Annotated in this window: 15 protein-coding genes; 8 read left to right on the top strand and 7 right to left on the bottom strand. The window is 71.5% G+C overall.

The genetic code is table 11. The features are described 5' to 3' along the window. From egtA to egtD, 4 genes are read left to right on the top strand one after another with little or no spacing between them, the layout of a single operon-like run. Window positions 1–1,275, top strand: coding sequence for an ergothioneine biosynthesis glutamate--cysteine ligase EgtA (egtA, locus tag BMY07_RS20140; protein WP_342741547.1), 1,275 nt, complete (start codon window positions 1–3; stop codon window positions 1,273–1,275). After that, complete coding sequence (gene egtB / locus BMY07_RS20135; RefSeq protein ID WP_177215660.1) at window positions 1,272–2,627, top strand: ergothioneine biosynthesis protein EgtB; 1,356 nt, start codon at window positions 1,272–1,274, stop codon at window positions 2,625–2,627. The genes egtA and egtB overlap by 4 nt, the downstream gene beginning before the upstream one ends. Before the next feature lie 4 nt (window positions 2,628–2,631). Further along, a complete protein-coding gene (gene egtC, locus BMY07_RS20130; RefSeq protein WP_092780646.1) occupies window positions 2,632–3,417 on the top strand; it encodes an ergothioneine biosynthesis protein EgtC in 786 nt (261 codons plus the stop codon). Further along, a complete protein-coding gene (gene egtD, locus BMY07_RS20125) occupies window positions 3,398–4,378 on the top strand; it encodes an L-histidine N(alpha)-methyltransferase (RefSeq protein ID WP_092780643.1) in 981 nt (326 codons plus the stop codon). The genes egtC and egtD overlap by 20 nt, the downstream gene beginning before the upstream one ends. A gap of 1,477 nt (window positions 4,379–5,855) precedes the next feature. On the opposite strand, the gene BMY07_RS20120 is transcribed toward egtD, so the two are convergent. From BMY07_RS20120 to BMY07_RS20110, 3 genes are all read right to left on the bottom strand, one after another. Then, complete coding sequence (locus BMY07_RS20120; protein WP_092780640.1) at window positions 5,856–8,675, bottom strand: aconitate hydratase; 2,820 nt, start codon at window positions 8,673–8,675, stop codon at window positions 5,856–5,858. Between the two features lie 243 nt (window positions 8,676–8,918). Next, window positions 8,919–10,394: a proline-rich domain-containing protein gene (locus BMY07_RS20115; RefSeq protein ID WP_177215659.1), complete on the bottom strand. Its 1,476-nt coding sequence runs from the start codon at window positions 10,392–10,394 to the stop codon at window positions 8,919–8,921. Further along, window positions 10,391–10,870 carry a hypothetical protein gene (locus tag BMY07_RS20110; protein ID WP_092780637.1) on the bottom strand — a complete coding sequence of 160 codons (480 nt, stop codon included), beginning with the start codon at window positions 10,868–10,870 and terminating at the stop codon, window positions 10,391–10,393. Before BMY07_RS20110 ends, BMY07_RS20115 begins: the two co-directional genes overlap by 4 nt. 228 nt (window positions 10,871–11,098) lie before the next feature. Between BMY07_RS20110 and BMY07_RS20105 the strand changes: the two genes are divergently transcribed. Beyond that, window positions 11,099–12,391, top strand: a complete 1,293-nt coding sequence (locus BMY07_RS20105; RefSeq protein WP_425426331.1) for an NlpC/P60 family protein — start codon at window positions 11,099–11,101, stop codon at window positions 12,389–12,391. A gap of 67 nt (window positions 12,392–12,458) precedes the next feature. On the opposite strand, the gene BMY07_RS20100 is transcribed toward BMY07_RS20105, so the two are convergent. Next, window positions 12,459–13,205, bottom strand: a complete 747-nt coding sequence (locus tag BMY07_RS20100) for a class I SAM-dependent methyltransferase (protein WP_218150693.1) — start codon at window positions 13,203–13,205, stop codon at window positions 12,459–12,461. Between the two features lie 111 nt (window positions 13,206–13,316). Here BMY07_RS20100 and BMY07_RS20095 point away from each other — a divergent pair, with 111 nt between their 5' ends. Beyond that, window positions 13,317–14,207 (top strand): MerR family transcriptional regulator, encoded by an 891-nt coding sequence (locus tag BMY07_RS20095; RefSeq protein WP_092780634.1) that lies wholly within the window; start codon window positions 13,317–13,319, stop codon window positions 14,205–14,207. A 518-nt stretch (window positions 14,208–14,725) separates the two neighbouring features. Here the strand turns inward: BMY07_RS20095 and BMY07_RS34420 are convergent. Then, complete coding sequence (locus BMY07_RS34420) at window positions 14,726–14,902, bottom strand: hypothetical protein (protein WP_177215658.1); 177 nt, start codon at window positions 14,900–14,902, stop codon at window positions 14,726–14,728. A 134-nt stretch (window positions 14,903–15,036) separates the two neighbouring features. Between BMY07_RS34420 and BMY07_RS20085 the strand changes: the two genes are divergently transcribed. Continuing rightward, complete coding sequence (locus BMY07_RS20085) at window positions 15,037–15,594, top strand: GrpB family protein (protein WP_092780628.1); 558 nt, start codon at window positions 15,037–15,039, stop codon at window positions 15,592–15,594. An 80-nt stretch (window positions 15,595–15,674) separates the two neighbouring features. Here the strand turns inward: BMY07_RS20085 and BMY07_RS20080 are convergent, their stop codons facing one another. Beyond that, window positions 15,675–17,690, bottom strand: coding sequence for a S9 family peptidase (locus BMY07_RS20080; protein ID WP_245782513.1), 2,016 nt, complete (start codon window positions 17,688–17,690; stop codon window positions 15,675–15,677). Between the two features lie 155 nt (window positions 17,691–17,845). Here BMY07_RS20080 and BMY07_RS20075 point away from each other — a divergent pair, with 155 nt between their 5' ends. Further along, window positions 17,846–18,265, top strand: coding sequence for a pyridoxamine 5'-phosphate oxidase family protein (locus BMY07_RS20075; RefSeq protein ID WP_092780625.1), 420 nt, complete (start codon window positions 17,846–17,848; stop codon window positions 18,263–18,265). A 314-nt stretch (window positions 18,266–18,579) separates the two neighbouring features. Here the strand turns inward: BMY07_RS20075 and ligD are convergent, their stop codons facing one another. Further along, entirely contained in the window at window positions 18,580–19,536 is a 957-nt protein-coding gene (gene ligD, locus BMY07_RS20070; protein ID WP_092780622.1) for a non-homologous end-joining DNA ligase, read from the bottom strand. Between the last annotated feature and the right edge of the window lie 44 nt (window positions 19,537–19,580).

The raw sequence follows: 19,580 nt of genomic DNA, 5'->3' as shown, positions 1-19,580 counted from the left end.
TTGTCCGCTTCGCGCGAGACCGACGCGCCTGAGCGCAGTCGGTTGCGGGCCAGAGTGGAGGCCGAGGCCTACGTCGCCTCGGTCTGCTTCAAACACGGTCCGCCCTGTCTGCTGGGCGTCGAGCTGGAGTGGGTCGTGCACCACCGCGACGACCCTCGGCGGCGACTCGACCCCGTCCACCTAGCCGCCGCGCTCGGCCAGCACGCCCCCACCACGCTCAGCCCCGGCAGCCCCTGGCTCCCGCTGCCCTCCGGGTCCCCGCTCACCCTCGAGCCAGGCGGCCAGGTCGAGATCTCCTCGCTCCCGGCCCCCGCCCTCGGCACCGTGGTCGACGCCGTCACGGCCGACCACCGCTACCTCGCCGATCTCCTCGACCGCGCCGGTCTCGTGCTCGGACGCCGCGGTCTCGACGCCCACCGCTCCCCGCGCCGCGTCCTGGACACCCCGCGCTACGCCGCCATGGAACGCGCCTTCGCCCCGATCGGCGACCACGGCATCACCATGATGTGCGCCAGCGCTGGCCTGCAGGTCTGCATCGATGTCGGCCTGCCTGCCGACGCCCCGGCCAGGTGGGCGGCCATCAGCTCACTGGGCCCGGTCCTGATCGGACTGTTCGCCAACTCGCCCGACCTGGCGGGCGAACCGACCGGCTGGGCGTCGGCGCGGACGCTGCACGTGCTCGGCGTCGACCCGCGCCGGTCCCGACCGGTGCCGATCACCGACGACCCGGCCCGGGCCTGGGCCGACTACGTCCTCGACGCGCCGCTGCTGTGCGTGCGCAGGCCGGACGGGCAGTGGGACGCCCCGGAGGGGGTCAGCTTCGCCGACTGGGTCGACGGCGCGCTCGAGCACCGGCCCACCGTCGACGACCTCGACTACCACATGTCCACGCTGTTCCCGCCGGTCCGACCGCACGGCTACCTGGAGATCCGCTACCTCGACGCCCAGGACGGCGACGACTGGATCGCCCCCGCGGCGCTGCTGGTGGCGCTCACCCGGGACCGGGCCACGGTGGACGCCGTGGTCGAGGCGTGCGCGCCGGTCGCCGACCGGTGGCTCGACGCCGCCAGGCTCGGCGTCACCGACCCCGACCTGCGGCTGGCCGCGCGCCGGGTGCTCGACCTGGGCATCCCCGGGGTCCCGGCGCTCGACCTGCCCGCCGCGCACGCCGCGACCGCCACCGACCGGCTGGTGGCGCTGCGGGAGTCGTTGGACACGAGCTCGCCGGGTTCGGCAGTGGACAGACCGGATGCGACGAACGGGAGGAAGTCGTGACCAGCACCGACCAGACCAACCGGCTCCCCGCGGCGACCGCCACCGAGGTGGAGCGCGCCAGGGAGCGGGTCGCCGAGGCGCTGCTGCGCTCCCGGGCCCGCAGCACCCTGCTCACCGACGCGGTCGACGACGACGACCTCGTCCGGCAGCACTCCAGGCTGATGTCGCCGCTGGTGTGGGACCTCGCCCACATCGGCAACCAGGAAGAGCTGTGGCTGGTGCGCGACGTGGGCGGCCGCGAGCCGGTCCGCTCCGACATCGACGAGCTCTACGACGCGTTCCAACACTCGCGCGCCAGTAGGACCGAGCTGCCGCTCTTATCGCCGGTCGAGGCCCGCGCCTACGTCGCCCAGGTCCGCGACAAGGTCTTCGACGTGCTCGACCGGGTCCCGCTGCACGGCAACCGGCTGGTCGACGGCGGGTTCGCCTTCGGCATGATCGTGCAGCACGAGCAGCAGCACGACGAGACGATGCTGGCCACCCACCAGCTGCGGGTCGGTGCCCCGGTGCTGCACGCGCCCGACCCGGACCCGGCGCTGGTCGCGCCGATCGGGGCGCGCGAGGTGTTCGTCCCGGCGGGGGAGTTCACCATGGGCACCTCCACCGAGCCGTGGGCGCTGGACAACGAACGGCCCGCGTTCCAGACCCACGTGGACGCGTACTTCATCGACACCGTCCCGGTCAGCAACGGTGACTACCTCGCCTTCATCGACGCGGGCGGGTACGACAACCCGCAGTGGTGGAGCGAGGTCGGGTGGGCCTACCGGCAGAAGGCGAAGTTGACCGCGCCCCGTTTCTGGCAACGCGACGGCGACCGGTGGCTGCGCACGCGCTTCGGTGTGGTGGAACAGGTCCCGGTAGACGAGCCTGTCGTGCACGTGTGCTTCCACGAGGCCGCCGCGTACGCGAAGTGGGCCGGTAAGCGACTGCCCACCGAACCGGAGTGGGAGAAGGCCGCCCGGTACGACCCGGCAACCGGCCGCTCCCGCCGCTACCCGTGGGGAGACGACGACCCGGGCGTCGAGCACGCCAACCTCGGTCAGCGCCACCTGCGACCGGCCCCGGTCGGCTCGTACCCGAAGGGCGCCTCGGCGTTGGGGGTGCGCCAGCTCATCGGCGACGTCTGGGAGTGGCTCGATTCGGACTTCCAGCCCTACCCCGGGTTCGCGGCGTTCCCGTACCGCGAGTACTCCGAGGTGTTCTTCGGCGGCGACTACAAGATGCTGCGCGGCGGGTCGTTCGGCACCGACTCCGCCGCCGTGCGCGGCACCTTCCGCAACTGGGACCACCCGATCCGGCGGCAGATCTTCTCCGGCTTCCGCTGCGCCCGCGACGCCACCCCGACCAGCTAGTCGCATGTGCCGCCACCTGGGTTACCTCGGTCCCGCCGTGCCCATCGCCGGTCTGCTCGACGGGCCGACCGGGTTGTTGCGCCAGACCTGGGCCCCCGCCGACATGCGCGGCGGGGGCACCGTCAACGTCGACGGCTTCGGCGTCGGCTGGTACACCGACACCGGCGGCGAGCCCGTGCGCTACCGGCGGGCCGTTCCGATGTGGACCGACCAGGCGTTCACCCAGGTCGCGGCCGCCACCCGCAGCCACGCGGTGCTCGCGGCGGCCCGCTCGGCCACCATCGGCATGCCGGTCGTGGACACCGCGTGCGCCCCGTTCACCGACGGACCCTGGCTGTTCAGCCACAACGGCCGGGTCACCGGCTGGCCGGACAGCCTCGCCGGGCTCGCGGGCACGCTGTCGCCGGTCGAGCTGATGACCCTCGACGCGCCCACCGACAGCGCGGTGCTGTGGGCGCTGGTGCGGCGCGAACTGCGGGCGGGCGCGGCGATGGCCGACGCGCTGGCGGGTGTCGTCACCGCCGTCGCCGAGGCCGCCCCCGACTCCCGGCTCAACCTCATGATCACCGATGGCGCGAGCATCGCGGCCACCACCTGGTGGCACTCGCTGTCCGCGCTGACCGGCCCCGATTTCGTCGTGCTGGCGTCCGAACCGTGGGCGCAGGACCCGCTGTGGACGCCGATCGGCGACCGCTGCTTGGTAACGGCCACCCTGACCCCCACTCCCGCCGTCCGCGTGCGCGCGCTCGGCAGTGCAGACAAGGAAGCAGATGACCGACTCCCGGCTTGATCCCGTGGAAGTGCACCTGCCCGACGACCACGCCGCCAGGGCCCTGGCGACCGACGCCCGCGAGGGGCTGACCGCCACCCCGAAGACCCTGCCGCCCAAGTGGTTCTACGACGCCAGGGGCAGCGACCTGTTCGAGCGGATCACCCGGCTGCCCGAGTACTACCCGACCAGGGCCGAGCGGGAGATCCTGGCCGCCCGCGCCGACGAGATCGCGGCGGTCACCGGCGCGCAGACCCTCGTCGAACTCGGGTCCGGCTCCTCGGAGAAGACCAGGCTGCTGCTCGACGCGCTGCGCTCCGCGGGCACCCTCACCCACATCGTCGCCCTCGACGTCTCGGCGACCGCCCTGCGCGACGCCGCCGCGGCCCTGGCGGCCGAGTACGGCGGCGTCCAGGTCAGCGGCGTGGTCGGCGACTTCACCGAACACCTCGGCCTGCTGCCCGGCCAACCGACCCGCCTGGTCGCCTTCCTCGGCGGCACCATCGGCAACTTCCTGCCCACCGAACGCGCCGACTTCCTCACCGCCGTCCGCGCCGTGCTCAAGCCGGGGGAGTGGCTGCTGCTGGGCACCGACCTGGTCAAGGAAGAACACACCCTGGTCCGCGCCTACGACGACGCGGAAGGCGTGACCGCCGAGTTCAACCGCAACGTCCTGCACGTGCTCAACAGGGAACTGGGCGCCGACTTCGACCCCGCCGACTTCGACCACATCGCCCGCTGGGACCCCGACCACGAGTGGATCGAGATGCGGCTGCGCGCCAAACGCGCTCTCCAGGCCACCATCACCGACCTGGACCTGAAGGTGGAGTTCACCAAGGGCGAGGACATCCGCACCGAGATCTCGGCCAAGTTCCGCCAAGAAAAGGTAGCCACCGAACTGGCCGCCGCAGGCTTCACCCTAGAACACTGGTGGACCGACGAAGCCAACAGATTCGCCCTAACCCTAGCCCGCGCCGACTGAGTTCCCCCTCCCGTCGCAGAGTCCCACCCCCGGGACTCTGCGACGCTGGCCCGCACCCACCCCTCACGACCACCACTCACACGGTCGTTTGCCCTCTCACCCCCCCCGCAACCCCCCGGGCCAGCTCCCCGACCAAGATCAACTCCGCTCCGGGGGCCCACCCTCCCGGGGCCCGGGGGCCCATCTCTGAACCTATCGCGATGGCTGATCTGTCAATAGGGCTCGGCTGGGGTCTGTGGATGGTTGCCGGGGTTGTGGACAAGTGCCTGTTCCGAGCGCCGCCTGAGTGGACCTGCCAGCCGATGAGCTTGCGGGTGCCACGGCTGGCCTGCCTCCGGCCAGCGCGAACGATCGCCGACTCGCCCCCGCCGACCCGAGCCGCGTGAAGACCCGGCGACGGTGGTCTCCACCCGGCCTTCACGATCGTTGGCCAACCACGCACCCACGAACGACGTTGGCCAACCACCCTGCCCTGACGAACGTTGGCCCCCACACGCCCCTCTCGGGCTTGGCCCCCACCCGGCCCTCACAGACGTTGGCCAACCACGCGCCCTCAAACAACGTTGGCCAGCCACGCGCCCCTCTGCAACGTTGGCCGACAAGCGCTCCTCGGAGTCGCTGGTGCCAACCCTGCTCGATGGGGCGGACTTGTTTTGTGTGGGGGGACGGTGCCCGTAGCGTCGTTCGCGGACAGGGCCATGCTTTTCGGCCCCTGCTTTGCGGTCCTGCCACGGGTTCCGTAGGGGCCCCGCACAAAACGAGTTCGCCCCATCGAGCAAAGCTCAAAACTCGCGCCCCAACGCAATGCCGCAGGCGAGCCGTTCATCCCCCCGCAATGCCGAAGGCGAGCCGACCCCCCGTCCCCAGCGAAGCCGAGACCCGCACACCCGGCACCCCACTCCCCGCACGCACAGGATCCCAGGTGGGCAACCACCTGGGATCCCGTGATCACGCGCTAGAGTGCCGATACCCCCTTAACCACCGGTGTGGCGCAGAACCACTCCCGGTCATCCCCAGTGCATTCCCTACCCGCCACCAGGTCACCGTGTCCGACGGTGCCGACGATGGCGGTTCCCAGGCGGAATTTCCTGTTTCTCAAAGGATCCCCCAATCCCTCGTTCCCCCAACACCATCCTGACACAGCGTGATGTCACTTAGGGTCGGATCGGGCGAACCTCCGTATGACCACTCTCACCCCGAGTTGGGGAACTCACGGGGCGGTGCGCGGTCGCGGAGAAGGCTCCCGGATGGACGGCGCGACCACGCGATCCGTTGGTTCGCCTCGCGTCGAACTCGGCGAAGGCAAGGGTCCTATCATCCTCGCCGCGAACGAGTGGGCCGCGGGTTTCTTCGGTGGTGGCAGGAATCCGACCCACGTCGTCGCGCCCGCGTGCTGCGACCGTCCACACAAGACCGCCGGGGAAAAGGCGGCGGGGGCCGCCAGAAGGCGACCCCCGCCGGGGAGAGCACGAACAGGTCAGCTGGTGACCATCTTGCGCAGCACGTACTGCATGATGCCGCCGTTGCGGTAGTAGTCAGCCTCACCCGGGGTGTCGATGCGGACGACGGCGTCGAAGTCGACGGTGGTGCTGCTGCCGTCGCGGGCGGCGGAGACGCGGACCGTGCGGGGGACCTTGCCCTCGTTGAGGTCGGTGACGCCGGTGACGAGGAACAGCTCCGTGCCGTCGAGGCCCAGGGACTCGGCGGTCTCGCCCTCGGGGAACTGCAGCGGCAGCACGCCCATGCCGATCAGGTTCGAGCGGTGGATGCGCTCGAACGACTCGGCGATGACCACGCGCACGCCCAGCAGCGAGGTGCCCTTGGCCGCCCAGTCGCGCGAGGAGCCCGAGCCGTACTCCTTGCCCGCGAGCACGACCAGCGGGGTGTCCTCGGCGGCGTAGTTCTGCGCGGCGTCGTAGATGAACGCCTGCTCGCCGCCCCTGGTGAAGTCGCGGGTGTAGCCGCCCTGCACGCCCTGGCCGTCGTTCTCGCCCGCCAGCAGCAGGTTGCGCAGCCGGATGTTGGCGAAGGTGCCGCGGATCATCACCTCGTGGTTGCCGCGGCGGGAGCCGTAGGAGTTGAAGTCCTTGCGCTCCACGCCGTGCTCGGTGAGGTACTTGCCCGCCGGGGTGTCCTGCTTGATGGCGCCCGCGGGGGAGATGTGGTCGGTGGTGACCGAGTCGCCCAGCAGCGCCAGGACGCGGGCGCCCCGGATGTTGGTGACCGGCGCCGGGGTCATCTCCATGCCCTCGAAGTACGGGGGCTTGCGCACGTAGGTGGACTTCGGGTCCCACTCGAACACGTTGCCGGTCGGCGTGGGCAGCGACCGCCACCGCTCGTCGCCCGCGAACACGTCGGCGTAGCTGCTCGCGAAGCTCTCCGCGGACAGCGCGGAGGCGATCACCTCGGCCACCTCCTGCGGCGACGGCCAGATGTCGTCGAGGTACACCGGCTGACCGTCCGAGCCCGTGCCCAGCGGCTCGGTGGTGATGTCGATGTCCATCGACCCGGCCAGCGCGTACGCCACCACCAGCGGCGGCGAGGCCAGGTAGTTCATCTTGATGTCCGGGTTGATCCGGCCCTCGAAGTTCCGGTTGCCCGAGAGCACCGACACCACGGCCAGGTCGGCGGACTGCACGCCCGCGGAGATCTCGTCCTGCAGCGGACCGGAGTTGCCGATGCAGGTGGTGCAGCCGTAGCCGACCAGGTTGAAGCCCAGCTTGTCCAGGTACGGGGTCAGGCCCGCGCGGTCGTAGTAGTCCATGACGACCTTGGACCCCGGCGCCAGCGTGGTCTTCACCCACGGCTTGCGCGAGAGGCCGCGCTCGACGGCCTTCTTCGCCAGCAGCGCCGCGCCGATCATCACCGACGGGTTCGAGGTGTTGGTGCACGAGGTGATGGCCGCGATCGCCACCGCGCCGTGGTCGAGCTCGAACTCGACGCCGTCGAGGGTCACCTTGGTCGGCTTGCTGGCCCGACCCTTCGCGCCGCGCGCGGCCGAGTGGTAGTCGAACGGCTCGCCCGACCCGTTGCCCGCGCTGACCGCCGGGGCGTCGCTGGCCGGGAAGGACTCCTCGCCCGCCTCGTCGACCGCGGAGGTCGCCACGTCGGTGGTGTAGCTGCCCAGGGCGGCCCGGAAGGCGCTCTTGGCGTCGGTGAGCTCGATGCGGTCCTGCGGCCGCTTGGGGCCCGCGATGGAGGGCACCACGGTGGCCAGGTCCAGCTCAAGGGTCTCGGAGAAGACCGGCTCGACCGACGGGTCGTGCCAGAGGCCCTGCTCCTTGGCGTAGGCCTCGACCAGCGCCACCTGCTCCTCGGAGCGCCCGGTGAAGCGCAGGTACTCGATGGTCTCGGCGTCGATCGGGAAGATCGCCGCGGTCGAGCCGAACTCCGGGCTCATGTTGCCGATGGTGGCCCGGTTGGCCAGCGGGACCGCGGTCACGCCGGAGCCGTAGAACTCGACGAACTTGCCGACCACGCCCTGCTTGCGCAGCATCTCGGTGATGGTCAGCACCAGGTCGGTCGCGGTGGCGCCCGCGGGCAGCTCGCCGTGCAGCTTGAAGCCGACCACGCGCGGGATCAGCATCGACACCGGCTGGCCCAGCATCGCGGCCTCGGCCTCGATGCCGCCGACGCCCCAGCCGAGCACGCCGAGGCCGTTGACCATGGTGGTGTGCGAGTCGGTGCCGACCAGGGTGTCCGGGTAGGCCTGCCCGTTGCGGACCATCACCACGCGCGCGAGGTGCTCGATGTTGACCTGGTGCACGATGCCGGTGCCCGGCGGGACGACCTTGAACTCGTCGAACGCGCTCTGGCCCCAGCGCAGGAACTGGTAGCGCTCCTTGTTGCGCTCGTACTCCAGGTCGACGTTGCGCTCGAAGGCGTCCGGGCGGCCGAAGATGTCGGCGATCACCGAGTGGTCGATGACCAGCTCGGCCGGGGCCAGCGGGTTGACCTTGTCCGGGTCCCCGCCGAGCTGGGTGACGGCCTCGCGCATGGTGGCCAGGTCGACCACGCAGGGCACGCCGGTGAAGTCCTGCATCACGACGCGGCCGGGGGTGAACTGGATCTCCGTCGACGGCTCGGCCGCGGGATCCCAGGAGGCCAGGGCGCGCACGTGCTCGGCGGTGATGTTCGCACCGTCCTCGGTGCGCAGCAGGTTCTCCAGCAGGATCTTCAGGCTGTACGGCAGGCGCTCGGCACCCTCCACCGCGTCCAGCCGGAACACCTCGTACGAGGCGTCCCCGACCTTCAGCGTGGCGCGGGCGCCGAAGCTGTCCTTACTCGGTGTGGTCACGTCCAACTCCAGTGGCGGCGCAAAGTCAGTCCGGGTTACTCGTCGGTGAGTCTCGCGCACCCCCGGGAGGAGCGCGGCGACGGCCTCACCCTTTAAACAGTACGCTTGTCCTGTATAGCGCTCAAGGGGGCGCGCCGGGTCGGGGCCCGGAGATGCCTGTGATCCAGCACCCACGCCGGGGACGCGCGACGGCCCGCCCCCGTGGGATCGGGAACGGGCCGTCGCGGCGAACGCGCTGGTGGGCTACTTGGCCATCTTCAGCAGCGCCTTGATGTCCTCGGGCTGCAGGCTCTTGAGCGCGGTGATCTGCAGGTCGGTGACCGAGCGGATCGGGCTCACGTACCACTTGCCGTCGACCTCGGTGGTGACCACGCCGGTGTTGGCGATCATGCCCTTGACCAGGTTGGTCAGCGCCTGCTTGGCGTCGGCCGACATCGACCGGCCGCCGATCTTGGCCGCCAGGTCGTCGGCGCAGATCTGCTCGCGCTCGCCCTGCACCTCGGCGGCGTAGCACTCGCCGTCCTTGGTGACCTTGACCGTCTGGCCGTCCGCCTCGACCTCGAGCTCCTTGAGCAGGACCTTGGTGGCGTCCTCGACGTCCTGGGTCTCGGTCTCCAGCTTGAGGATCTTCACGTCGGCGGGCTTCTGCTTGCCCGCGGCCTCGACCAGCACCGGGCCCACGTCGTGCAGCACGGCCATCTCGTCGGGCGGCAGCAGCTCGATGACCCGCGACAGGTCCGCGTTCACCGACGCCTGCGCCAGCTCGCGCACCGCGTCACCGGGCGAGGAGGCACCGCGCGCGGCGATCGACTTCTTCGGCCACTCCAGCTTCTCGCTGGCCAGGGCGTAGTCGGCGACGGTGTAGAACAGGCTCGGGTACCACTCGTCGTCGACCTTGACGGTGGCGATCCGGATCGGCTCGCCCTTGTTCTCCTTGACCAGGTCGGCCACGTCGTAGGTCTGCGTCTGCGGGGCGTCGGTCATGCCGCGCGGGAACGCCAGGTCGATGAACTCCTCGGTCAGCGGCAGCTTGCTCGCGTCGGAGGAGATGGTGACCTTGCCGCCGACCAGCTTGGTGATGGTCAGGTGGTCGTTGACCTTCTCCGCGCCGGACTCGTCGAACTTCAGGTTCTCGGTCTTGAGCTCGAAGCCGTTGATCTGGTTCGGGTCGACGTCGGCCTTGTAGACCTCGAGCCGCTTGAGCTCCTTGGTGGTCTCCGAGTTCAGCGTCGTCATCAGGTCCCGCTCGGCCGGGGCGAGCCCGGTCAGCAGGCCGAGGACGTCACCCTTGCCGATGGCGTTGACCAGGTTCGTCGCCGCCGCGGTGGGGCTCTCGGCGCCCGCCTGCGTGCTGCCCCGGTTGAGCGCCCACACCGTCACACCCGCGCCCGCGGCCACCGCGAGCATCGCGACGACGACGCCGATGACCAGGCCCTTGCGCTTCTTCGGCGCCTCCGGCGGCACCGGGTAGCCGTACTGCCCGCCGCCGTAGGGCTGCTGCGGGAACTGGTAGCCCGGCTGCGCCTGCTGCGGACCGGTCTGCGGGAACCCGCCCTGCGGGAAGCCCCCCTGGGGGAAGCCGCCCTGCGCGGGCTGCGGCCCGGTCTGCGGGAAGCCTGGCTGGGGTTGCGCGGGAAAACCGCCGCTACCCGGACCCCCCTGTTGTTGGTACGGGTCGTTCGGCTGCCACTGGCCGCCGCCTCCGGGTGGATAGGTCACGGTTCCCCTCCTGCGATCCTGCTGGCGCCTCTGCGCCCGTTCACCACGATCCAGACCGCGCCGAGCACGGCGAGCGCCGAGCCGATGAGCGTGGTCGTCGGTCCGGCTGCCGCGATGCCGAGCGGGCTGTCACCGCCACTGCTTTCGACGGTCGCCCCACCCGAAACGGTTCCAGTGACTATCGCCAGGAACGCCCCGATCGTTGCGGCCGTCGCGCGCATGCCCAGCGCGTACAGCACGATGCTCAGCGTGATCGCCGGGACGACCCCGTACCAGGCGTAGAGCAGCACCTCGAGCGCGGTCCCGTCGAGGAAACCGAGCGTGCTGATGACGCCGACGGCCTGGAAGCTGTCGCGCAGCACCGACCCCGAGCGGAACCACGGCAGGAACACCCCGACGGCAACGGCCAGCAGCCCGACCGCCGTGGTGGCGGCGGGCAGCGCGGTCGCGAGCACGCGGGAGTTCCGTTCGGACACGGCACCATGCTCGCACTCCCGTCCCCGGTCGGGTTACATCGCCCTCGTTCGAGTGGGCGCGACCGTCCTCTTTCGACGGACGAGCTACACGCTGCGTCGAATACCGGCCGCGGTGATGTCCCCGAGCACGATGTTTCTGCTGGTACGGCTGGTTGGCGAGTGTCCCAAGTGGCACAGTCGAGGTCAGCTGGGCGGGGCGAACCGCCCCTGCGCAGGGAGGAGGCAGCGGTGGCCGTACGACGGACGCTCCCGCTCGGTCTGGTGGTCACCTCGGTCGCGCTGGTCTCGGCGATGACCTCGACCGCGGTCGCCGCCGCGGTCCCCCCGCCGCCACCCAACCCCAGCGACAGCGAACTCGACACCAGCCGCGCCGCGGCCAAGGAGAAGGCGGGCCAGGTCGGTCGGCTGACCAACCAGCTCGCCGAGGCCGAGTCGCAGCTCATGCGGTTGCAGGCCGAGGTCGAGGCGAAGCTGGAGGACGCCAACAAGGCCCTGGTCGACCTGCACGCCGCCGAGGACGCCGCGGCCGCCGCCCGCTCCGACGCCGACGCCGCCCGCCGCGAGTCCGCGGGCGCGGACAAGGCGGTCGGCGACGCGCGCAAGCAGTTGGACGACTTCGCCGCAGGCAGTTACAAGCAGGGCAACACCATCGGATCGCTCACCGCGTACCTGGGCGCCAAGAGCCCCAAGGACCTGTTGGACCGCGCGCACCTGCTCAACGCCGTCAGCGGCAGCGAGCTGGACGCGTTGAACACCATGGAACGCGCCCGCACGCAGAAGGCGAACGCCGACTCGCGCGCGCGGGCGGCACTGAACGTCGCCAACCGGCGACAGACCGAGGCCGAGGACGCCAAGCGCGTCGCCGACCAGGCCACCGCGGAAGCCCAGCGGGCCCAGCAGGACCAGCTCGCCAGGTCTCAACAGCTGTTGGCGGACCGCACCTCGTTCGAGCGCCAGCTGGAGGCCGCGCAGGCCGAGGTCGGGGGGTTGGAGAGCCAGCGGGAGCGTTACCAGCGCTGGCTGGCGGCCAAGCAGCGCGAGGACGAGGAGAACGCCCGCCAGGCCGCGGCGGGCCGTCCCACGGCGGCTGCTCCCTCGGCGGGCCGTGCGCGCACGGTGATCGAACGCGCACTCTCCCAACTCGGCGTCGAGTACGCCTGGGGCGGTGGCAACAGCAAGGGCCCGACCCGCGGCATCCGCGACGGCGGGGTGGCCGACTCCTACGGCGACTTCGCGAAGGTCGGGTTCGACTGCTCCGGCCTGATGATCTTCGCGTTCGCCGGCGTCGGCGTCCCGCTCCCGCACTACAGCGGCTACCAGGCCACCGCGGGCCGCCAGATCCCGCTGTCCCAGATGGCCCCCGGCGACATGCTCTTCTGGTCCACCGACGGCCGGATCCACCACGTGGCGCTCTACATCGGCGACGGGCAGATGGTCGAGGCGCCGTACTCCGGGTCCGTGGTCCGCATCTCCCCGGTCCGCTACGGCGGCATCGTCGCCCACGCCACCCGCGTCCTCTAGGCCATCTGCGCCCTCTAGATCGCTCGCGCCTCTAGGGCACCTGCGTCCTCTAGGCCGCTCGCGTCGTCTAGGCCACCAGCAGGCGTAGACCGAGCTCCGCCGCGTCAAGGTCGATGAGCTCGCGGTTGCGTTCGGCCCACCGGCCGGAGGTGAGGTCATCGCGGAGGTTGTCCACGGCCCGCTGTTCGGCTTCCGGGCCCACCGTCGTCCACACCGACACCGCGCGGCGCACGTGGTCCTCCAGGTACGCCTGCGGTCTGCGCCAGTGCGCCTCGAAGAAGCCGTCCGCGCAGTCCCACGGGATCAGCACCGGCTCCATCCTGGCCCCGAACGCGTCGGCCAGAGCGTGCACGGATGGCCTTTCCTTGACCAGGTTCGCGACCTCGGGCAGGTAGTCGCGGGTGAGCCAGAACCGCTGCAGCCAGCCCGCGTCGCTGTCGTCGTGGGTGAACACCACCACTCGCTTCGCGACCCGCCGCATCTCGTGCACACCGGCGATCGGGTCCCGCCAGTGGTGCACGGTGCTGATCGCCATCGCCGCGTCGAAGGACTGGTCCGCGAACGGGAGGTTCTCGGCGGACGCGGCCACACACGGGGCGGTGCCTGCCGGTCGCTGCGCGCGCATGACCGCTGAGGGTTCCACCGCGGTGACTTGGCGGTCGGGAGGTTCGTAGGAACCGGTTCCCGCTCCGACGTTCAGGACGGTGCGCGCGTCCCCTAGCGCTGCCCAGACCTGCGCGGCAATCCGCGGCTCGGTGCGGCGCGTGGCTGGGTACGCGACTCCGATGACTTCGTACAGCTGTGCGCCGGACATCCTTCGTCGCTCCTCTGCCGTTGTTCTCCCCACCGCCAGTCTGCCGATTCTCGCGTGCTGCCGGGAGAATCGGGTTGAGTCTCCAGTGGGTGGAAGGTGGACGCTTCTGTCATGGGCGATCCGGGCGAGTTGTTCACCATCGGGCAGTTGGCCGCGCGCACGGGGTTGTCGGTTCGGACGATCCGGTTCTGGTCCGACAGCGGGGTGGTGCCGCCCACGACCAGGTCGTACGGCGGGTACCGGCTCTACGACGCCGAGGCGGTGGCGCGGCTGGACCTGGTGCGGACGCTGCGGGAGCTGGGGCTGGACCTGGAGACGGTGCGCGCCGTGCTGCACCGGCAGGTCACCGTCGCCGATGTGGCGGCGGCGCACGCGCGGGCCATCGACGTCGAGATCAGGGCGTTGCGGGTGCGGCGGGCGGTCCTGCGCTCGGTCGCCAGACGGGGAAGCACAACAGAGGAGATGAGACTGATGCACGAGATGGCCAGGCTGTCCGCGGCGGAACGCCAGCGCGTGGTCGACGAGTTCGTCGACCGCACCTTCGCCGGGGTCGACGAGAACGCGCCCGGGGCGGGCATCGCCACCGCCATGCGCCGCGTCGACCTGCCCGACGACCCCACCGACACCCAGGTCGACGCCTGGGTCGAACTCGCGGGCCTGGTCGCCGACGAGGACTTCCACCACCGCGTCCGCCAGATGGCGATCACCGGCGCCGCGGGCGCCCCACCCGTCCCACACGACCCAGCCCTGGTGGTCGACCACGCAGGCCCCGCCGAAGCGGCAGGCATCGACCCGACTTCCCCGCAGGGACAGGAGATCCTCGCCAGAATCGCACCCAACCTGTCCACTGAGGACCGAACCCGCCTGGCCGACACCATAGAGACCTTCAGCGACCGCCGAGTCGAGCGCTACTGGCAACTCCTGGCAATCCTCAACGGCTCCACCCCATCCGAACCCCGCGTCCCCGCCTTCGAGTGGTTCGCCGCCGCCCTCCGGGCTTGACCCCCGGCGTTCTGCTGGGCTCACCCCCGAGCCCCACGAGCGTCCGAGTTCCGGCCCTCGAGTCCCGCGAGCACCCAGCGGGCCTGGGGGCCGCGCGAGCGCCTGGCTAGCCCTGGGCCCCGCGAGCACTTGTTGTCGAGCCCCGAGCCACTGGCCTCTCCGCGAGCACCTCGTTGGCTGGCCACGAGGGCCTTACGGGACTCCCACCTGCTCCCGCACCGCGCAAGCCTTCTTGCGCCGCCCAAGCGCCTTAGCCCCACCGCAACCGCTTCGCGCGCGCACGCCAGTCCTGCCCCAGCCCCCACCCTCTCCGGGGGGCGTCCCAGTGCCAGTCTATCGGCACCCCCCGACAGGCGATCTTGAAACCAGCCCCGACAAGATCCAGATGTGGATAACTTCTGTCCCTGAACCGGGTGAATCTGGGGTGCCGGAGCGGGGGCGAAGCGGGTTGTGGGTAGCCGCGGGTCGGGGGGACCGGCCCGCGGCTACGACCCCGCCCGTGGTGGATCGGTGGAGACTCAGTCCAGTAGCGGGCAGTGCAGCGGCTCGGCGGGGGTCAGGGCCGGTGGCGGGGTGGGGCGGGCGCTGCCGTGGGGGGAGTGGGTGACGAGGGCGGCCTGGTGGGCCGCCGCGGTCATCGGCAGGGTCGCGAGCAGCACGGCGACGGCGCCGAGGGTTCTGGTGTGCGGCCGCATGGTGCTCTCCTCGTGCGGCTGGGGATCCCGGTCGGACCAGTACACCGCGCCGGGCGGGGGAATCCATGACGCCCTTTCGGGGGTCACCTGTTAGGTTGGCCTGCTGCCTTCGTCCACCGAAGTGAAGGAGCACCATGCCCCCCATCAGCGATGACGACCTCCAGAAGGTGATCGTCGGCGAGGTGCGTCCGCACGCGGCGCCGATCACCCTCGTCGAGTACGACCCGCGCTGGCCCGACCTCTACGCCCGCGAGGAGCACCGGGTCCGCGCCGTGCTGGGACCGGTGGCGCGCCGCCTGGAGCACGTCGGGTCCACCTCCGTGCCGGGGCTCACCGCCAAGCCGATCATCGACATGCTGCTGCTCGTGCCCGACGCCGCCGACGAGCCCGGGTACCTGCCCGCGCTGGAGACCGCCGGGTACGTCCTGCGGGTGCGCGAGCCCGACTGGTTCGAGCACCGCCTGTTCAAGGGCCCCGACACCGACATCAACCTGCACGTCTTCGGCGACGGCTGCCCCGAGGCCGACCGCATGCTCCGCTTCCGCGACCGGTTGCGCGCCAACGACTCCGACCGCGACCACTACGCCGACACCAAGCGCCACCTGGCCACCACCACCTGGCGCCACGTCCAGGACTACGCCGAAGCCAAAACCACCGTCGTCGCCCACATCACGGCCAAGGCCCAAGCCTGACCCCAGACCCAACTCGCCACCAGGATCCGGCCCGGGCCTACGCCGAGTTCCGAACTCAGGCCGCGGCCCGGCCCCGGGGATCAGCCCAGCAACGCGGGGCGGTGCCACTCCTCACCGAGGACGTGTTCGGCGAGGAAGGCCAGGACGGTGGCGTACCAGAGGCGGACGTTGTTGGGGGCCAGGATGAAGTGGTTCTCGTCCGGGAAGTACAGGAAGCGGTGCGGGCCGGTGCCGTCCGCGCAGCGGGCCGAGAGGTCCCACCACAGCCGCAGGGCCTCGCTGATCGGGACGCGGAAGTCGCGGGCGCCGTGGATGACCAGCATGGGGGTGGTGATCTTGTCGGCGTGGTGGTGGGGGGAGTTGGCCTCGGCGACCTGGGGGGTCATCTCGCGGCGGAAGTCGTAGGCGATGTCGGCGGTGTCGGTCGAGTGGTCGAGGTCCCACACCGAGGCGTGGGTGACGATCGCGGCGAAGCGGTCGGTGTGGCCCGCGATCCAGTTGGCCATGTAGCCGCCGAAGGAGCCGCCCATCGCGGCGGTCCTGGTGGGGTCGAGGTCGGGTCTGCGCAGCGCGGCGTCGGTGATCTCCATCAGGTCCGTGTACGGGGTCTCGCCCCAGGCGCTCCAGCCGCGGCGGATGAAGTCGACGCCGTAGCCGGTCGACAGCGCGGGGTCGGGCATCAGGACCGCGTAGCCCCGCGCGGAGGCGATCCACGGGTTCCACCGCCAGGACCAGTTGTTGCGCGAGAGCACCGGCCCGCCGTGGATCCACAGCAGCAGCGGCGCGGGCGACTCCGGGCTCGCGGTCGCGGGCAGCGTCAACCACGCCCGCAGCGGCGTCCCGTCCGACGCGGTCGTGGTCACCTCGGTGAGCCTGCCGCGCACGTGGGTCGCGATCCCGAGCGCCGACGCCGGGTCCGGCAGCGGGGTGATGTCGCCGCCGGGCAGCGAGACGCGCACCGGGACCGGCGGGCTGTCGATCGTCGAGCGCAGCGCGTAGACCCACCGGCCGTCGGGGGAGACGCAGGTGTCGGTGTAGGCGGCGTCGTCGGTGGTGAGCCTGGTGGCCTCGCCGGTGGCCACGTCGACCAGCCACAGCGGGGACCGGCCGCGGTCGTCGGCGGACACCACGATCGCGGCGCCGTCCGGGGTCCACCGCGCGGTGTGCGGCCACCGGTCCCATGCCGCGGTCAACGCCTCGACCGGTCCACCGTCGAGCGGCACCAGACCGAGCCAGCGGTCGCCCGGGTCGTCGGGGCACTTGCGGCGCTGGACGACCACCGCGACCCGGGTGCCGTCGGGGGAGACGCGCGGGGACTCGTACTCGTGGCCGTGGTCGTCGGCGAGGACCCGCCTGGCGCCGGTGGCGACGTCGATGGCGACCACGGTGTGCCGCTGCGAGCCGCCCGGTTCGCCGACCGCCCACATGGTGACCACGGTCCTGCCGTCCGGGCTGAGGTCCCAGCCGCACTCCTCGCCCAGGGCGCGGCCGACGTGGCCGGTCAGGTCGCGCACGCCGTCCGGTCCGCGCACGAGCAGCCGGGTGCGCTCGGGCCCCAGGTCGTGGTCCCAGTGCCGGATGGGGAACTCCTCGTGCAGCACCGCGGACACGCACGCGTCGGCCCGCACCTCCCGCAGCGCCCGGTCGGAGGCCAGGTCCACCGCGGAGGGCAGCATGCCGGAGCCGAACACGATCGTCCCGTCCGCCGCGGTCTGCACGCCCCGGATCCCGCCGCCGGGCCGCACGAGCGGCTCGGGGTCGCCGCCGGTCGCGGGCAGCACCCACAGCGCCGGGCCGTCCTCGGGGGCCGACCGGGTCGAGGTGAACAGCACATCGCCCGATGGTGTGAACCCGGCGCCGGTCTCACCCTCCGGACCCCGGGTGAGCCTGCGCGCGGCCCGCCGCCCGCGCGGGTCGACCTCCCACAGCGACCGGGTGTAGCGGGTGCCCGTCTCGTCGGGCAGCGAGACCCCGACGACCAGCCGGTCGCCGTCGTGGGACAGCCACAGCCCGGCCACCTGCGGCATCCGCACGAAGGCGTCAAGGTCGGCCAGCGGCCCGGCAGCCGTCCGGCTCCGGGCGTCGTCGAAGATCACGTCTCCTTATACCGAACCCGGGCCGCCCGCGCGCCCGCCAGGTCCCGAGCCCACCCGGTGGGACGTCCGGTTCAGGGGTACCCCTGAACCGGTGGTCCGGTCGGAAACCGTTGGTGGTGCGGGGTTGTCGGTGAATTGCCGGTAGGCTCGAGGTCATGCCACTGACTCTTGAAGAACGTGAGCAGTTCCTCCTCGAACCGCACATCGGGTCGCTCGCCGTGTCCGCCGAGGACGGGCGCGGGCCGCTGCAGGTCCCGATCTGGTACAAGTACGAGCCGGGTGGCCAGCTGTGGATCACCACCAAGTCCACCTCCCGCAAGGCGCGGCTGATCGAGCGCGCGGGCCGGTTCTCGCTGCTGGTGGAGCGCCTGTCGCCGACCATCCGCTACGTCTCCGTCGAGGGCCCCGCCGTCGGTGAGCCGGGCAACGAGGACTACCTGCGCGAGATGGCCTCCCGCTACGTCCGCCCCGAGCGCCTCGACGCCTACCTGGCCTACCTCAAGGAAGAGGGCCAGCAGACCGTCTTCCGCCTCAAGGTCGAACACTGGACCTCCGCCGACCTCGGCCCGGCCTGACCTCCCGCCCGACCCCCTCACGACGCCGCCCGCCTCGACCGGGGCGGCGTCGTGGCTTGATCACCCCTCGGCGCACCGGCCACGGTGCTCGTCCCCAACGCCGTGACCTGTCCACAGTCCGATCTCGCCGCTGGTTCCCCCTGTTCAGCGCCCACGAGGCTGGATTCGGGGGCTGCTCAGCGCCGAGGGCCACCGGGACGGCGGCCAAACCCGCGGAGACCAGGGGTCGGCCACTAGGGCTCGATGACCGTGAGGCTCGTCGCCGGGAACCGCGCGCCGGCGGAAACCGTTGGGGCGCAAGGAGGACCAACGCGCTATTCGGGTTCCCCGGGGTCTACCGCGCCGTCGCGGTCGTCGCGGTCGGCCCAGTCGAGCAGGGTGTCCAGGCGGTATGCGGCGTCGTCGATGGTCGCGTGCAGGTCGCCCAGTTCGGCGAAGCGGGCGGGCACGGTGGCGATGGTGCAGTCGCGCGGGTCGACGTCGTCGATCTCGTCCCAGCGCAGCGGTGTGGACACCGTCGCCTCCGGCACGCCGCGCACCGAGTACGCGGAGGCGATCGTGTGGTCGCGCGCGTTCTGGTTGTAGTCGACGAACAGCGCCGCCGGGTCGCGGTCCTTGCGCCACCACGTGGTCGTCACGTCCTCCGGAGCGCGCCGCTCGACCTCGCGCGCGAATGCCAGTGCCGCCCGCCGCACGTCGCCGAACGACCACTCCGCCGCGATCCGCACGTAGACGTGCAGCCCCTTGCCGCCGGAGGTCTTCGGCCAGCCCACCGCGCCGAGTTCGTCGAGCACCTCGTGGGCGACGTGCGCGACCCGGCGGACCCGGTCGAACCCGCAGTCCGGCATCGGGTCCAGGTCGATCCGCCACTCGTCCGGGCGCTCGGTGTCGGCGCGGCGCGAGTTCCACGGGTGGAACTCGACAGTGGACATCTGCACCGCCCACGCGACGTCGGCGAGCTTGGTGACGCACAGCTCGTCGGCGTACCGGTTGTACCGGGGGAAGTGCACGCGCACCGTCTCCAGCCACGGCGGCGCCCCGTGCGGGACCCGCTTCTGGTGCACCTTGTCGCCGGTGACCCCCTTGGGGAAGCGGTGCGTCATGCACGGCCGCTCCCGCAGCGCGCGCACGATCCCGTCGCCGACCGACAGGTAGTAGTTCACCAGGTCGAGCTTGGTGGCCCCGCGCTCGGGGAAGTACACCCGGTCCGGATTGGACACCCGGACGGTGTGGTCACCGACCTCGATCTCGACCGCCGGGGCGTCCGCCATGGGCACAACGTAACCAGCGCGGCGCGGGCCTGCCAGGGTATGCG

This window comes from Actinokineospora terrae, assembly GCF_900111175.1.
Lineage (GTDB): Bacteria > Actinomycetota > Actinomycetes > Mycobacteriales > Pseudonocardiaceae > Actinokineospora > Actinokineospora terrae.
This window is presented reverse-complemented; position numbering and strand designations above follow the sequence as displayed.

What these genes read in the sequence shown, in the direction of transcription:
- egtC (WP_092780646.1), top strand. Translation starts at nt 2,632, where the DNA reads ATGTGCCGCCACCTGGGTTACCTCGGTCCCGCCGTGCCCATCGCCGGT.
- egtD (WP_092780643.1), top strand. Translation starts at nt 3,398, where the DNA reads ATGACCGACTCCCGGCTTGATCCCGTGGAAGTGCACCTGCCCGACGAC.
- BMY07_RS20100 (WP_218150693.1), bottom strand. Translation starts at nt 13,205, where the DNA reads ATGTCCGGCGCACAGCTGTACGAAGTCATCGGAGTCGCGTACCCAGCC.
- BMY07_RS20095 (WP_092780634.1), top strand. Translation starts at nt 13,317, where the DNA reads ATGGGCGATCCGGGCGAGTTGTTCACCATCGGGCAGTTGGCCGCGCGC.
- BMY07_RS34420 (WP_177215658.1), bottom strand. Translation starts at nt 14,902, where the DNA reads ATGCGGCCGCACACCAGAACCCTCGGCGCCGTCGCCGTGCTGCTCGCG.
- BMY07_RS20085 (WP_092780628.1), top strand. Translation starts at nt 15,037, where the DNA reads ATGCCCCCCATCAGCGATGACGACCTCCAGAAGGTGATCGTCGGCGAG.
- BMY07_RS20075 (WP_092780625.1), top strand. Translation starts at nt 17,846, where the DNA reads ATGCCACTGACTCTTGAAGAACGTGAGCAGTTCCTCCTCGAACCGCAC.
- ligD (WP_092780622.1), bottom strand. Translation starts at nt 19,536, where the DNA reads ATGGCGGACGCCCCGGCGGTCGAGATCGAGGTCGGTGACCACACCGTC.